We start from the raw sequence: 14,109 nt of genomic DNA on the forward strand, positions 1-14,109 counted from the left end.
AGATTCAGCGTGGCGCCTCGTCTGCAAGCAACTCCGCGAAACCCGCCTGCACGTCCGCATCACGCACCGCTGGCGCGATTCCGCGCGCGCCGTGCTTTGCGCTTCACCGCGTGCCTTTTGCGATCCTCAATCCAAGGCAGCAGCGAAATGCTCACCGCACACAGCATCAACCCGCCGACCAAGGCGAACAGGCCGAACCCGATTTCTCGTACCCATTCCCCGCCCACAACCGCTTCGTTGCGCCGCGCAATACCCGGAAACATCGGCGAAACGCGCAGCCCATCGTTCGCGGCTGCGCTGCAATACGTCTTCGTGAACGCGGCGAACTGTTCGCGATCGATGTTCGACGCGGCGGAGCGCGAATAAACAGGCGACCCGGCAGGCTGCCACGTCGTGTCGTAGTGCTGCGTCTGCCCGGCACCATAGCGGAAGACGGCGCGCGCCTCCCATGTCACGTCGGACTTGCCATATCGCAGAGACAACTCGCATCGCTCGACGAAGGCGGGGACATGAGGCCATGCGCCAGCGCGAACGAGGATGGCCGAATTGATGACGCCCGATGCGCCCACCAGCACGAAGACCGCACCGAAAACCAGAAGAATGGCCGATCGCAAGCAGCGCAGAGCGAATTTCATCGGAATTGCTGGATTCTCGCCATGCCCCCGAATGCTCCGCTTACTGCCCCACCCGGAACTCGATCCGCCGATTCCTCGCCCGCCCTTCGGCCGTATCATTCGGCGCAATAGGCTGATCCGGCCCGACCCCTGTCGTCGTCATCTGCTGCGGCGGGATGCTCTTCGTGATTAGATACCCCTTCACCGCATCCGCGCGCGCCTGGCTCAGCGCAATGTTCGACGTCCGGTTCCCCGAGTTGTCGGTATGCCCGATGATGTCGACCGTGCGGTTCTGCATCTTCGCGAGCGCCGCCGCCATCTGATCGAGAATCTGCCTGCCCTGCGGCGTCAGCGTCGCACTGCCCGTTTCGAACTCGATCGTGCGATTCGCGAGCGTCTGGTCGAGCAGCCCCTGCTCGGACGCCGACACGCGCAGCCCGTTCTTGATCGTATAAGTCGGATTCAGCGTATTGGCCATGTCGCTCGCGAGCTGCTGGCGCTGCGCCTCGTTGTGCACCTCGCCCTTCATCTCGATCTGCGTGCCGTTGATCTTCAGCTGGCCTTTGCTGATCTGCTTCAACTGAGCGCCGAGCAGCTTCTGCACGTTCGCGCTCCAGTTCGGCGGCGTCGCGACGTCGCCGACCTCGATCTGGTCGACCACGTTCGCCGCGCCGTAGGTGTCGCGCAGCTTCTGCAGCACGGCGGCCTTGGTCGCCTCGTCGGGCACCTTGCCGCCGACCACCACCTGGCCGGGCGTCGCGTTCGCGGGCGGCGGCGCGATCGTGCCGGCCGTGCCGCGCACCACCGTGCCGGACGCCGTAGCCGGCGCGGCGCCAGGGTTGGCGTTCGCGGGCAGGGCGGCGGTCGCGACCGTGCCGTTGCCGACCGGCGTGACGGTCGCGCCGGCCGTGTTCTGCGCATGGGCCGCGCCGCAGGCGACGAGGCCCGCGGCGGCGAGAGCGGATACGAAGGGCGACAAGCGCGTGCGCCGGACCTGAATCGTGCGTTGCATCCCGTCAGCCTCCGATGAACGCTTCGCGGAAGGCGTCGATGGCGACGCGCAGCGAGAGTTGCGGTTGGTCGAGGTAGCTGACGAGCTTGCTGATCTGGTGATCGTTTTGCGCATGGGCGTCGATCCACTCGGGATCGTCGATGTCGATGTTGTGGGCGGCGTAGGTCTGCGGATCGACGACGCTCAGCAGCGTCTTCGACGACGCGCCGTTGAAGCCGATGATCAGCCGTTCGCGTTCGGCGATCGTGCCGATGAAGATCGCGAGCTCGAAGTCGGCCTGCGCGACGAACGGTGCGATCAGTTCGAGCCAGAACGCGGCGACGAGGCTGCGATAGAACGGGTCGACCGGCAGCGGCAGCGTGAGGCCGCGCTCGATGTGCGACGAGCCGCTCTGCATCACGGGCCGCAACAGCGAACCGAGCGCGAGCATCGCGCCGCGCAGCCGCACCGGATGACCGCTTTCGAGCAGCATCTGCTGCAGGCCGTACAGCGACTGGTGTTCGATGAAGTCGTTGAAGGTGCCGTCGTGCGACGTGCCGGGGCCGCCGACGTCGATCGGCACCTGCGTGTCGCCGAGCGCCTGCAGCGCGCCGGGCGGCTCCTCCTTCGCGAGCAGCGCCGGCATCTGCGCGGCGACGCGCGACCACAGCCGCGCGAACGCGAGCGGGCTGCGCGCGAGGAACGCGAGCGGCCGGTCGACCTCGAGCGCGGTCGCGCCGAGGAACGGGAAACGGCGCATCGACACGTCGTGGCTCGCGACCATGTGGCCCGCGATGGCGAGCTTGCTGCGCGAGCCGAGGAACGCGAAATGCATCGGCTTCGCATCCTCGTAGACGATCTTCCAGCGCGGATCCTCCGCGAGCAGTTCGAGTGCCTGCGCGATCCAGCGATCGAGCGTCTGCAGCAACTGCGGATTGTGCGGGCTCTTCACGAAGTCGCCGCGCGACGGAATCTTGCCGAAATAGGCGATCTGCGCCTGAACGGTTTGCGTCATTGCGCCCCCTGTGCGTTCGTTGCGGTGGCGGCCGCGACGGCCGGTGCGGCCGCCGGCGCGCCCGAGCCGGCCTGCGTCGCGTTCTGCGCGGCACCCGCGCTCGCGTCGGCGACCGACGACGGCAGCTGCAGGCCGCGCAGGCTCTGCTGCTGCGGCTGATCGCCGCCGCCGCTGGTCGGCTGCGACGTGCTGATGATGCGCATCGTCACCGACACGTTCACGCTGCCCTGGACCCACGTGAGATCGAAGGTGCCGTCCGGACGGCGCTTGCGCTGCGCCGAGTTGATCAGCTTCTCGAGACCGTAGCGGCCCGGTTCGTTGACGAGCTGCACCGTGCGGCCGTCGAAGGTCGTCGCGGACAGCGTCGCGCCCGGCGAGCCCTGCGGGTTCGGCCACACGAAGTTGGTCCACTGCGGCGGCGTGTTGCGGTAGCGCAGCTGCTGGCCGTCGATCGCGATCGTGTATTCCGTCGTGCCCGTGCTCGGCTGCGGCAGGATCTGGAACACGGTCTGCGGTTCGGCCGCCGCGGCCGCGCCGCCCGCGGCGCCGCCGGCGAGCGGGGCGACCCAGCGCGCGAAGCCGTTCGTGAAGTCGGGCGTGAGGCCGATGCCCATGTCGCCCCACGTGCGGGCGGCGAGCGTGTCGCCGCGGCGCACCGCGAGCGGGCCCAGCGTCGTGCCGACGAACTTCGCGATCGCACCGTCCGGACCGAACACCTGCGCGATTTCACCGGCGCCGGCCTCGACCTTCGCGTTCGCCGCGAACGGGTACTTGGTCGCGAGCGAGCTCTGGAACGGCTGGTAGACCTGCGCGTTCCATACCTTGTTGACTTCCGCGCTGGCCGGCTGGATCACCACCGAGAACGCCTGCATCAGCGGCCTCACCAGCAGCGGACGCAGCGACTTGCGTTGCGAATCGGTGAGGCCGGTCAGCATCTGCTCGTCGACGAACTTCAGCGAATCGGCGAGTTCCGAGCCGTTGCCGTCGAGCGTCTGCTGCATCAGCTGGCGCGCGCCGGGGCCGGGGTCGCCCTGGTTCTTGATCACGTTGAAGCGCGTACGGACCTTCGACAGCGAATCCATGTAGCCCTTGAGCATCGACGTGCCGTCGTGCGTCGCGACGATCCGCGCGAGCCCGATGAACTCCTGGCCGATCGGACCCATCGGCACCTCGGCCGGATTGCCGTTGATGTCGATGTTCGCGGCCGCCACCTGGCCGGCCTGCGAGCGCGTGAACAGCTGCTTGACCCAGTTCACGACGCCGGTCTGCGCCTTCTTGATCGCGACGTTCGCCAGCGACGGGTTGTCCCACGACGTCTGGTCGTACGCGGTCTCGAGGATCTTGCGGATCGGCGAGTCCTGCGGGTCGCCGAGGCGGTTCATCCCGTCGACGGCCTGGCCGAAGCTGCTGAAGCCCTGCACCGCGATGCCCTGCATGAACTTCTGCCAGTGCTGCGCGTACTCGGTCTTGTACATCCCGACGAGCGTCTTCTGGATCTGCTCGGGGCTGCCTTCGAGCGTCAGGTCGTCCTGCGTCGACGTGTTCAGCACCCAGTCCTTCGCCTGCAGTTCCTTGGTCGCCGCGTCGCGGATCGCCGGCTGCACGTAGTCGAACCACGCTTCGCGCGTGAAGGTGCCCGGAATCGCGTAGCTGCCGGCGACCAGCCCCTGGTTGCCGTCGCCGACGATGCGCGCGATGGTCATCGGCGCGAAGCGGGTCGACGCGCGCGCCTTGATTTCCTCGTAGACGCGCTGGCGGGCCGGCATGCCGCGCACGACGCGGCGCAGGTTCTCGCGGGTCTGGTCGACGAGCGCGAGGTTCGCGTCGATCATCGGCCAGTCGTTGTCGTTCACGCGGGCGAGATAGAACGAGATCATGCGCTCGGCGCTCTTGATCATCTCGTCGCGCGGCATGTTGCCGCGATTCGTCTCGAGCCAGCCGCGCCAGAAGCGGGCGAGCTGGTCGGTCAGGTGCGCCTGTTCGACGTGACGCTTGTCGGACAGCATCAGGTAGGTCTTCAGCGCGTTGTACGCGTCCTGCACGTTGGTCGGCGACGCGTCGCTGTAGAGGCCGCCTTGCGGCGCGGCCGGCTGTTGCGGCGCGGCGGCGGCCGCCGCGGATGCGCCTTGCGCGGCGCCGGCGAGCGGCGTGGCGCCCGGCGGGTTCGTCGACACGGGAATCGCGCCGCCCTGCACGGCACCCGATTCCGGCGGGCGCGTCATCGGCACGAGCTGTTCGGGGTGCGCGTTCACGTCCTTCATGAACGACGCGAGGTTCTGCGAGACGGGCGCCAGCAGGATCTGGCGCACGCCGTTGTAGTACTCGGTCAGCAGGTGCTGCTCGAGACGGTCGCCCTGGTACAGGCCGAGCGACACCGACACCGGCTTGTCGCGGCGGAACTGTTCGAGCTGTTCGATGCGGTCTTCCAGGATGTCCATCGCCTGCAGGCGCGACTGCAGGTCGTTGCGGCCCTGCTGCAGGCGCGTGACGTTGTCGAGGTCGGCCTGCACGTTCGCGACGAGCTGCTGGTTGCCGATCGTCGACCAGGTCCAGCCGCCGAGCGCAAGCGCGAGCGCCGCGACGAAGCCGAAGAAGGTCGCGTAGCGCAGCCGGGTCTTGGTCGGGCTCGCGAACTGGCGCACGGTCTGGCGGTCCGCGAAGATCACCTTCGAGAACAGGTCGCGCAGGAAGAAGCCGTTCTTCGAGAACGCGCTGTGCGGCTTCGGCAGCGCGCTCGCGTCGAGGCCGAAGCGGTGCGCGATGCGCTGCGCGGCTGTGCTGTTGGTTTCGCCTTCCTGCAGCGCGCTGGTGAAGTAGAAGCCGCGGAAGATCGGCTTGTACTGGAACGGGTTGTTCTCGAACAGCGTCGCGAGGAACGCACGCAGCGACGGCTTGATCGTCGAGAATTCGAGCGGGAAGCTCAGCTGGCCCGGCGACAGCTGGTTGCCGCGCGACAGCGACAGCTGCGCGACGCTGATTTCCTTCAGCCCTTCGTAGAGTTCCTCGAAGTGCGTGTCGAACTGCGCGACCACGTCGCGCTTGTCATCGGGCTCGTAGGGCAGGGTGGCGCCCCACACGCGGTCGTATTCGTGCTTGTCGCTGCTGCTGAAGAATTCGGTGAAGCCGGTGATCAGGTCGGCCTTCGTGAACATCACGTAGACCGGCGCGAACACCTCGAGCTTTTCCGTCAGTTCCTGAACGCGCTGACGGAGATTCTTCGCGAGGTTGATCGCGAACTCGGGGCGGTTGCCGGTGAGTTCGGCGATGCTCGCGGTGACGATGATGCCGTTGATCGGCGCCTTCGGACGATAGCGCTTCAGCAGGCCGAGAAAGCCGAGCCATTCGCTGCGGTCTTCCTCGTGCACCGAGTAGCGGCCGGCCGTGTCGAGCAGGATCCCTTCGGTCGTGAAGAACCAGTCGCAGTTACGCGTGCCGCCGATGCCGTGGATCACCGCGCTGTTCTTGTCCGCGAACGGAAACTGCAGGCCGGAGTTCAGCACGGCGCTGCTCTTGCCGGCGGCCGGGTTGCCGATCACGATGTACCACGGCAGTTCGTACAGCGCGGAGCCGCCCGACACCTGGCCGATCTTCGACGTCTTGATCGTCTTCACCGCGTCGGACAGGCGCGTGCGCAGCACGTCGAGGTCGGCGGTCTTCGTGTCGGGGGCGAGCGCGGCCGCGGCCGGCGCGGCGATCTTGCCGGTTTCCGCCTGCTCTTCCAGCACCTGGCCGAGCTGTTGGTTCGCGCGCTTCACGCGCCAGCGGCGCACCAGCGCGACGCCGAGCCACAGCACGAGGATCGCCGCGAAGGCGACCGCCGCCCACAGGAGCGGCAGCTGCAGCATGTCGGCAGCGATGAAGAGAATCGCCGCTAGCGCGACGATCCCGACAATCGAGAGCGTACGCGGATGAGTCAGCACGTTGAGGATGCGTTGCATAGGACGTTCAGGTTCCGGTGCGATTCGGTGAGGCGACGCGGGCGCGCCGAGCGGCAAGCGTGGCGCCGCGATGTGTCGCCATGCTGTCAAACGGGATGAAGGGGGCTGGCATCAATGCGCCCGCGGCATCGGAGAAGGCGCGCGCAATAACGAAAGGACGCTGTGAGAATTAAAACGGAAGCGGCGGCCTGCAAAAATCGCGCAACGGAATGCCCGATCGTTTGCACCGCCCAAATCGTTTCCTGCCGGGTGATTAAAAAGCCCCATGCCGCCCTCATTATTTCTTGTCCGGCAGCCCTGACTAGCTGCCGCGTCCCAGTTTAAAACCGGGTTTATGGTATTCCACGTGCCCGAGATCCATCATTTTCCAACGGCCTCCCCAGGTCAGGCCGACTTGCTCGGCGACCTGTCCGTACAACTGGTAGCCGCGCATCGCCCAGGGATCTTTCTCGGAAATGACCAGCTTGCCGTCGCGCAAAAACGCGTTGTCGGCCGCGAGCCCGAACTGGTGATAACTCTGGAAGGCCGCCGCATTGGTCACGTTGGTGCCCATCTGCGCGAGCCGGTTCTGTCGTTCCGGACTCCGATAACCTTCCAGCAGCGCCATCTCGTAACCATATTGTTCGTGCATGATCTTGTAGACCAGCAGCAAACGCGTACGGAAATCGGGATCCAGCAGGTTCCAGTCGCGGCTTGCATCTCTCAGCGCCGGCCGCACCTGTTCGACTTCCTTCGTGGCAAAGACTTCCGGCGGCAACGGCGGCGGCGGCACGAGCTGTTCGCCCTGCAGCAGCGCGGCGATCTTCTCGTCAGGCACGCGCGCCGTGTCGTCGTACTGAAACAATTGCCGACCGCGTAACGCAATGGCCACCAATGGCGGCGTCGCAAGAATACCTGCCGACACCATAATCATCAAGCGCCGCCGGATCAGTAAATTTTGCACGTCACTTAATGCGCCGCGCGTAACGGTTGCCGATTTAACAATTTGACTGCGCGTACGTGCGGCGCGATCGTTCGCGCGGCGCGTCAGGCGGCCGCGAAACTGGGCGACGGATTCGAAAACGGTCGCGCGGATACCCGGTAAAAGCAACAGTGCCGCAACCGCGACGGCAAGGGCGAAATAGGCGACGAGTGCGACGGCAATCAACGAAATCCCCGGAAATTGGAATTGATTGTGTTTTGCAATGCTTGCTCTTAGAATCAGGCTGCTTTGAGAGGCCGGGCTATATTATCGCGGTGAATTAAACCAGGATTCAATGAGACGCTGAATGAGTGCGCCGGAAAATTCAAATTCGAAAACCCCGCCCAGCCTGCTATCCGATACCAAGCCGGCAGGCGGGGGCGAACCGCAGCAGTCGCGCATTCTCGCGAATCTGGAAGGACGTGTCACGCCGCCGGCCGAACCGCCGCGCCGTTCGCTGAAGGGGCCGATCGCGGCCGTCGTCGCGCTCGTGGTCGCCGTCGGCGGCTGGGGCGCATGGCGCTGGCAGCAGCAATCCGGCGAGGCGGCCGTCGTGGCCGCCGCGCCCGTGCAGGCACCGGCGAAGGCCGAGCCGGCCAGCGCCGCCGCCGTGCAGGTCGCGCAGAATGCCGCGTCGGCTGCCCCCGTCGTGCAAACGGCGACGATCGTCAACGACGATGCCGCGTCCCAGGTCGTTGCGTCCGCATCGGGCGCGTCGGGCGCGGACAACAGCCGCTTGTCGCGCGCGCTCGCGAACGGTGCCGACGATGCATCGGGCGTAGCCACGGCGGGCGCCGTCGCCGCGACCGCTGCCGCAGCAGCGGCGACGACGAAATCCGCGAAGGCCGACGCCGCGAAGAGCGACAAGGTCGCCGCCCGCAGCAAGGCCGATGCGAAGGCCGATGCGAAGGCCGACGCGAAGGCCGATGCGAAGGCGGAGGCTCGCAAGCATTACAAGGAACAGCAGGCGGAGCTCGCGCAGGCGAAGAAGCGGCGCGAAGCGACGACTCGTACCGGGAGCGCGAAGGCATCCGGGAAGGACGACCCGGATGCGGACCTGCTCGCCGCGCTCGTCGCCCGCACGAAGCCGGCCGACAAGAAGGCCGCCGCGCAGAAGGGGCAGGTCGTGCCGACCAAGACGGCCGCCGCGACGGGCGGTTCGCTCGCATCGCGCGTGAAGGATTGCGCGGAGCGCGGCTTCTTCGAGGATCAGCTGTGCCGCTGGCGCGTCTGCGACGGCCACTGGGGCAAGGATCCGGCCTGCCCGACCGCCGCGCAGTCGGAGACGCGGCAGTAACCGGCACACGCCAGCCTGCACATCACACCTGCGCCGCCCACCGGGCGGCGCGTTGTTTTTGGGGACGTCTTACGCCGGACGGCAGGATGTGACAATGTCACGAAAATGCCGCATGCATCGGGCATACGTTTCCTTCCATTTCCCGGCGTGGCGCCGCAATGCGCGATGCGCGGCGCGGCGAGCGCCGCACGACCTTCGACACGATGGACCTGATCGTACAGACTTACGGCGCCGATACGTCCGGCATGGTGTGCGGATTCCGCTTCGTCCCGGGCGGATCGGGCGCGATGCTCGATGCCGACGCGGCCGCCGCATGGCTGCGCGCGTGCCGCGAGCGCGATGCGGCCGCATCGGACGATTTCGTCTGGCTGCACTTCAATCTCGCGCACGGCGCGAGCGAGCGCTGGATGCGCACGCACCTCGGATTGCCCGACAGCTTCTTCGAATTCCTCCACGAAGGATCGCGCTCGACGCGCATCGAGCAGGAGGACGGCGCGCTGCGCGCGATCGTCAACGACGTGATGTTCAACCTCGAGCTGACGCCGTCGGAAATCGCGACGCTGTTCGTCCACGTCGAGCGGCGCATCATGGTCACCGCGCGGCTCAAGCCGCTGCGCTCGGTCGATACGCTGCGCGCCTGCGTGCGCGACGGCGAGCGGTTCCGGTCGCCGGCCGAACTGCTCGTGCACCTGCTGCGCGACCAGGCCGACCTGCTGATCCAGATCATGCGGCGCACGAGCATCGACGTCGATCGCATCGAGGATCGCTTCCTGTCGCAACGGCTCACGTCGAACCGCATCGAGCTCGGCGCGATGCGCCGCACGCTGACGCGGCTGCAGCGCATGCTGGCGCCCGAGCCCGGCTCGATTTTCCGGCTGCTCGCGAAACCGCCCGCGTGGCTGCACGCCGAAGACGTGCAGGAGCTGCGCGAGTCGACCGAAGAGTTCTCGCTGGTGCTCGCCGATCTGTCGGGGCTCAACGAGCGCATCAAGCTGTTGCAGGAAGAGATCGGTTCGCGGCTCGACGAGCAGAACAACCGGACGCTGTTCACGCTGACGCTCGTGACCGTGATCGCGCTGCCGATCAACATCGTCGCGGGCTTTTTCGGGATGAACGTCGGCGGCGTGCCGTTCTCGGAGAACAAGCACGGCTTCTGGCTGATGGTGCTGCTGGTCGCGGGCTTTACCGCGCTCGCCGCGTGGTGGGCGTTTCGCCGGCGCGACGATCGCTAGGGCCCGTTATCGGCGTGAACAGGCGCCAGGCCGGCATTGGCGGGGCGCCGCGCGCGGCGGCAACAAAAAACAGGCCCCGCATCCGGGGCCTGCGATAGGAGGTGAAGGGACGTGAAGGAACATGAAGCGTCGAACGCCGGCCGGCGCCGCGTACCGCGCAGCACCGGCCGGCCGGACCACGTTACTGAACCAGCGTCTTGCGCGGCTTGAACATGCCCTGGTAGCGCAGCGACGGACGTTCCTTCACCGTCGGCGCGATGCCGCCGAAGCTCGGCGTCTGGCGCAGCTTCATCGCGGCCGGCGAAGCGACCGAGCCGATCGACGTCGAACGCGAAGCCGGCGCGAGGTTGTTCGCGACGAGCAGCGCGGCCTCGCTCTTCAGGTTCGCGAGCAGCACCGGATCGACCGAGCTGTTGACCTGCGTGAGCAGGCCGCTCCACGCGGCGTCGCTGTAGTTCACGACGTAGTAGTCGAGACCGCTCGGATCCGCGACCACGCCCGTGCAGCCGTCGATCCGCGTCTGCGTCTGCGTATCCTTCAGCGCGAGCGTCGTGCGTTTCGCGAGACCCTGGCCGTACGCGAGCGTGATCGGTACCGTCCACTGCAGGCCCGGATACGCGTTCTTGTTCGGGAACGGCTGCTGTTTCAGCGTGACGACCGTCTGGTTCTTCGTCATGTCGCACTGCGTGTCGAGCGAGATCAGCGGCACGCCCGTCTGGCGCACGTAGCTGTCGCCGATCGGGCCGACCGCCTGGCCGCTTTCCTTCGACAGCGCATCCCACAGGCGCTTCGGCGTGCCGTTGCCGAACGAGTAGTCGACCAGGTATTGTTGCAGGCCCTTTCGCAGCGTCTGCTCGCCGAGATAGTTCTCGAGCGTCTTCAGCACATGGCCGCCCTTGTCGTACGTGAACGCGCTCGCGCTCAGCACGAAGTCGTTCGACGCCCAGTCGTTGAAGTTCGGCGCGACCGGGAACGCGTTCGGGCCGATGTCGCGATTGATCACGCGGTACTTGTTCTTCACCTGGTCGAGCCAGCTGAACTCGTCGGGGAAGAACTGGATCGTCGTCTTCGTCTCGAAGAACGTCGCGAACGACTCGTTGAGCCAGACGTTGTCCCACCAGTCGGTCGTGACGAGATCGCCGAACCACTGGTGCGCGACTTCGTGCGTCAGCACCTCGTTACCGTAGCGCGACATCGGCTGGCCCGGTTGCGGCAGGATGTCGTCGGCGAACTCGAGGATCGATCCCCAGTTCTCCATCCCGCCGAAGTTCAGGTCCTTCTGCTCCTTGAACGCGTCGTTCGCGGCCACCGTATCGAACTTCGTCAGCGGCAGCGGGATGCCCGTGTAGCGGTAATAGAAATCGAGCGCCTGCTTGGTGCGGTCCATCGCCGGCTTGGCCCAGTCGCTCATGCCCGGCGGCGTGAACACGCGCAGGTGCAGGCCGCCCTTGCCGCCCGGCAGCGGGCTCGAGAAGTCGTCCTCGTAGGTATCGAACATGCCGCCGCCGAAGAACAGCAGGTACGACGGCATCGGCGGCGTCTTCTCGAACTGCACGAGCTTGTAGCCGCCGCCGACGTTGGTCGACGGCTTCTCGGCCGCGTTCGACACGACGCGCCAGTTCTGCGGCACTTCGGCCGTCACTTCATAGGTCGGGCGGAAGGCCGGCTCGTCCCAGCCCGGGAACCACTGGCGCGACAGGTTGGTTTCGCCCTGCGTGAGGATCGCGCCGCTCGTCGTGCCGTCGGTGCTCTTCAGGTCGACGCGGAACACGCCTTCCGCGGCCGAGCAGCCCGGATACGGATCGTCGCCGCAGCTGCCGCCCGTCTGCGTGGCCGGATCGTCGTACGACTTGAAGTTGATGATGCCCGACCATTCCATGTGCAGCGAATAGTTGCCCGGCGCGATCGTGCCGGCGACGGGGCGCAGCTGGTAGAAGTCGCCCTTGTCCTGCGGCGTCGCGATCAGCTGGATGTTGCCCGGCTGCAGCGTGATGCGGCCGTTCGTGAACTTGATCCGATGGCCGGCGATCACGATGTTGTTGACCGGCTTCAGCACCTTGATCTCGACGTCGGCGCGCCCGTCGAACGCGTTCAGCGCATCGTTCGGGCGGAACCACAGCCGGTAGTTGACCGGTACCACGGTGTCCGGCAGCTCGACGGGCGACACGCTCTTGTCGACGCTGGAGGCTGACGGCGGCGTGTTGGCGGCGGGCGACGAGCTCGAGTGCGGCGCGCCGGCGGAGCTGAGTGCGGAAGCCGAGCCGACGCCGCTGTCGTCGCCGCCGCACCCGGCGAGCGCGAGTGCGGCAACCAGCGGCAGGTAACGCATCTTGTGAATGTTGATCGACATGACTGAAACCTCGATTGTTGAAAGAATCGTTCAGTGCTGCGAAAACGCCGGCAAAAGAAATCCCTCGCCGTTAATCAACAGCGACGAGAAATGCCAATGACGGATTATTCGAAAAGACGGCCGGCCGACTACGTGAAGGTAATCATGGTTTACTGCCCCCTCTGTGTTTCCGGATGTCGGTTAACTGGCCGGTTCAAAATGGCCGGGCGCGGGTTGTACTGAATTGATTTCGCGCGCACGACACGGGGCCGCCCGCCCTTATGCGGGCGTGCATTCCCTTTGAACCGACGACCCACGGGGCTGGCCGTACCAGGCCGCAGGACGGAAGGACGGCGTGTCGCCGTTCCGTAAAATCGCCGTCATACGGCTTGAAGGTTTGTCGGCCTGCTCGAAGGATGCGTAAATATACTTGATGGTTTTGGGTAAAGGAAACGAAAAAATTAGAAAGTGCTTCTCTTGAATTTTTCGCGCGCCATTGAATGCTGGGAGGCATTAATTCGCTTTCTGTTTAGTCGTTCGTTTCCGTAGTTTTAATCTATTAACGATCTCGCCGGTGCGCGAAAACTACGAATCAGGGTGCGGCGCGGCGCGCTCGGTACAATGCGGCGACGACCCGCCGATCGATTGCCGCAAGGAGGCCAGCCCATGCCACGAGCCGTGTTCCGTATCGCGCCGCTGCGCGCCATGCTGCTGTTGTTCGCCGCCGTCTTCGCGCTCGGCGGTTGCGCGGGCCTGACGCGCGAGCCCGTGAGCGTGACCGTCGCCGGGCTCGACCCGCTGGCCGGACAGGGCCTCGAGATGCGCTTCAGCCTGAAGCTGCGCGTGCAGAACCCGAATGACACGCCGATCGAATACGACGGCATTTCGGTCGCGCTCGACCTGAACGGCACGCCGTTCGCGAGCGGGGTCAGCGATCGCTCGGGCGTCGTGCCGCGCTTCGGCGAGGCCGTGATCGACGTGCCCGTTTCGGTGTCGGCGTTCGCCGCCGCGCGGCAGGCGTGGAACCTGCCCGGCGCGGCGGCCAGCGGCGAGTTGCCCTACGCGCTGCGCGGCCGGCTCGCCGGCGGCGTGCTCGGCACCGTGCGTTTCAGCGATGCGGGCACGTTGCGCATGCCGGCGACGCAGGGGTGGGGCGGCTAGACGATGCCTGCGCGACGCCCGGGATGCCGGGCCGGACGAAGCGGCGCAATCGCGGCGCCGTCTGACGATTCCTGACGATCGTGTTTCGTGCGCCTTACGTTTTGCGCTGCAATCGCGTTTAGACTGCCTCAGTCCGGAGGGCCGGACGACTTTTTGGAGAGGGCACCATGGCAGCGAAATTCGTCATCAAGAAAGCGAACGACGGGCAGTTCCTGTTCCACCTGAAGGCCGCCAATGGCGAGATCATTCTGCGCAGCGAGCTGTACAAGACCAAGGCGTCGGCGGAAAACGGCGTCGCGTCCGTGCGCAAGAACGCGCCGGACGACGCGCGCTACGAGCGCAAGGCCGCGAGCAACGGCCAGTTCATGTTCAACCTGAAGGCCGGCAATCACGAGATCATCGGCACGAGCGAGCTGTACAAGGCTGAAGCCGGCCGCGAGAACGGCATCGCGTCGGTGAAGCAGAACGCGCCGGACGCGGCGCTCGACGACCAGAGCTGACACGCCGCGAGCATCGCGCGGGTGGCGGGCAGGGCGGTCGTCCGCGCTTTGCGGCGCGGGCAAAGCGCGGT

The 14,109-nt window shown here is 66.3% G+C and carries 10 protein-coding genes; 4 read left to right on the top strand and 6 right to left on the bottom strand.

The genetic code is table 11. The annotated features are described in order from the left end of the window. Nucleotides 1–59: 59 nt before the first annotated feature. The 5 genes from NQV17_RS31220 to NQV17_RS31240 all read right to left on the bottom strand — a co-directional run bounded on the left by NQV17_RS31220 (nucleotide 60) and on the right by NQV17_RS31240 (nucleotide 7,705). A complete protein-coding gene (locus tag NQV17_RS31220) occupies nucleotides 60–635 on the bottom strand; it encodes a DUF3592 domain-containing protein (RefSeq protein WP_257775220.1) in 576 nt (191 codons plus the stop codon). A gap of 40 nt (nucleotides 636–675) precedes the next feature. Further along, nucleotides 676–1,626, bottom strand: a complete 951-nt coding sequence (locus tag NQV17_RS31225; protein ID WP_257775221.1) for an OmpA family protein — start codon at nucleotides 1,624–1,626, stop codon at nucleotides 676–678. A 4-nt stretch (nucleotides 1,627–1,630) separates the two neighbouring features. Continuing rightward, nucleotides 1,631–2,620 carry a type VI secretion system-associated protein TagF gene (gene tagF, locus NQV17_RS31230; protein ID WP_044845917.1) on the bottom strand — a complete coding sequence of 330 codons (990 nt, stop codon included), beginning with the start codon at nucleotides 2,618–2,620 and terminating at the stop codon, nucleotides 1,631–1,633. Further along, nucleotides 2,617–6,558: a type VI secretion system membrane subunit TssM gene (gene tssM / locus NQV17_RS31235; protein ID WP_257775222.1), complete on the bottom strand. Its 3,942-nt coding sequence runs from the start codon at nucleotides 6,556–6,558 to the stop codon at nucleotides 2,617–2,619. Before tssM ends, tagF begins: the two co-directional genes overlap by 4 nt. A gap of 301 nt (nucleotides 6,559–6,859) precedes the next feature. Further along, nucleotides 6,860–7,705, bottom strand: coding sequence for a M15 family metallopeptidase (locus NQV17_RS31240; protein ID WP_257775223.1), 846 nt, complete (start codon nucleotides 7,703–7,705; stop codon nucleotides 6,860–6,862). A gap of 121 nt (nucleotides 7,706–7,826) precedes the next feature. On the opposite strand from NQV17_RS31240, the gene NQV17_RS31245 reads away from it, so the two are divergent. Together NQV17_RS31245 and NQV17_RS31250 are read left to right on the top strand one after the other, a co-directional pair. Continuing rightward, a complete protein-coding gene (locus NQV17_RS31245; RefSeq protein ID WP_257775224.1) occupies nucleotides 7,827–8,816 on the top strand; it encodes a phage tail protein in 990 nt (329 codons plus the stop codon). 203 nt (nucleotides 8,817–9,019) lie between these two features. Further along, nucleotides 9,020–10,048, top strand: coding sequence for a transporter (locus NQV17_RS31250; RefSeq protein ID WP_044845996.1), 1,029 nt, complete (start codon nucleotides 9,020–9,022; stop codon nucleotides 10,046–10,048). A gap of 181 nt (nucleotides 10,049–10,229) precedes the next feature. Here NQV17_RS31250 and NQV17_RS31255 read toward each other — a convergent pair whose 3' ends face one another. Then, nucleotides 10,230–12,398 carry a M1 family metallopeptidase gene (locus NQV17_RS31255; protein ID WP_257775225.1) on the bottom strand — a complete coding sequence of 723 codons (2,169 nt, stop codon included), beginning with the start codon at nucleotides 12,396–12,398 and terminating at the stop codon, nucleotides 10,230–10,232. A 645-nt stretch (nucleotides 12,399–13,043) separates the two neighbouring features. Between NQV17_RS31255 and NQV17_RS31260 the strand changes: the two genes are divergently transcribed. Both NQV17_RS31260 and NQV17_RS31265 read left to right on the top strand, forming a co-directional pair. Then, nucleotides 13,044–13,538, top strand: a complete 495-nt coding sequence (locus NQV17_RS31260; protein WP_257775226.1) for an LEA type 2 family protein — start codon at nucleotides 13,044–13,046, stop codon at nucleotides 13,536–13,538. A 167-nt stretch (nucleotides 13,539–13,705) separates the two neighbouring features. Continuing rightward, the gene (locus tag NQV17_RS31265; protein WP_257775227.1) at nucleotides 13,706–14,038 is read left to right on the top strand and encodes a YegP family protein; all 333 of its coding nucleotides are present in this window, start codon (nucleotides 13,706–13,708) and stop codon (nucleotides 14,036–14,038) included. Nucleotides 14,039–14,109 lie beyond the last annotated feature (71 nt).

The organism is Burkholderia sp. SCN-KJ, assembly GCF_024656005.1.
GTDB lineage: Bacteria > Pseudomonadota > Gammaproteobacteria > Burkholderiales > Burkholderiaceae > Burkholderia.

Coding starts and splice junctions, on each gene's coding strand:
- NQV17_RS31220 (WP_257775220.1), bottom strand. CDS start 635: ATGAAATTCGCTCTGCGCTGCTTGCGATCGGCCATTCTTCTGGTTTTC.
- NQV17_RS31225 (WP_257775221.1), bottom strand. CDS start 1,626: ATGCAACGCACGATTCAGGTCCGGCGCACGCGCTTGTCGCCCTTCGTA.
- tagF (WP_044845917.1), bottom strand. CDS start 2,620: ATGACGCAAACCGTTCAGGCGCAGATCGCCTATTTCGGCAAGATTCCG.
- tssM (WP_257775222.1), bottom strand. CDS start 6,558: ATGCAACGCATCCTCAACGTGCTGACTCATCCGCGTACGCTCTCGATT.
- NQV17_RS31245 (WP_257775224.1), top strand. CDS start 7,827: ATGAGTGCGCCGGAAAATTCAAATTCGAAAACCCCGCCCAGCCTGCTA.
- NQV17_RS31250 (WP_044845996.1), top strand. CDS start 9,020: ATGGACCTGATCGTACAGACTTACGGCGCCGATACGTCCGGCATGGTG.
- NQV17_RS31255 (WP_257775225.1), bottom strand. CDS start 12,398: ATGTCGATCAACATTCACAAGATGCGTTACCTGCCGCTGGTTGCCGCA.
- NQV17_RS31260 (WP_257775226.1), top strand. CDS start 13,044: ATGCCACGAGCCGTGTTCCGTATCGCGCCGCTGCGCGCCATGCTGCTG.
- NQV17_RS31265 (WP_257775227.1), top strand. CDS start 13,706: ATGGCAGCGAAATTCGTCATCAAGAAAGCGAACGACGGGCAGTTCCTG.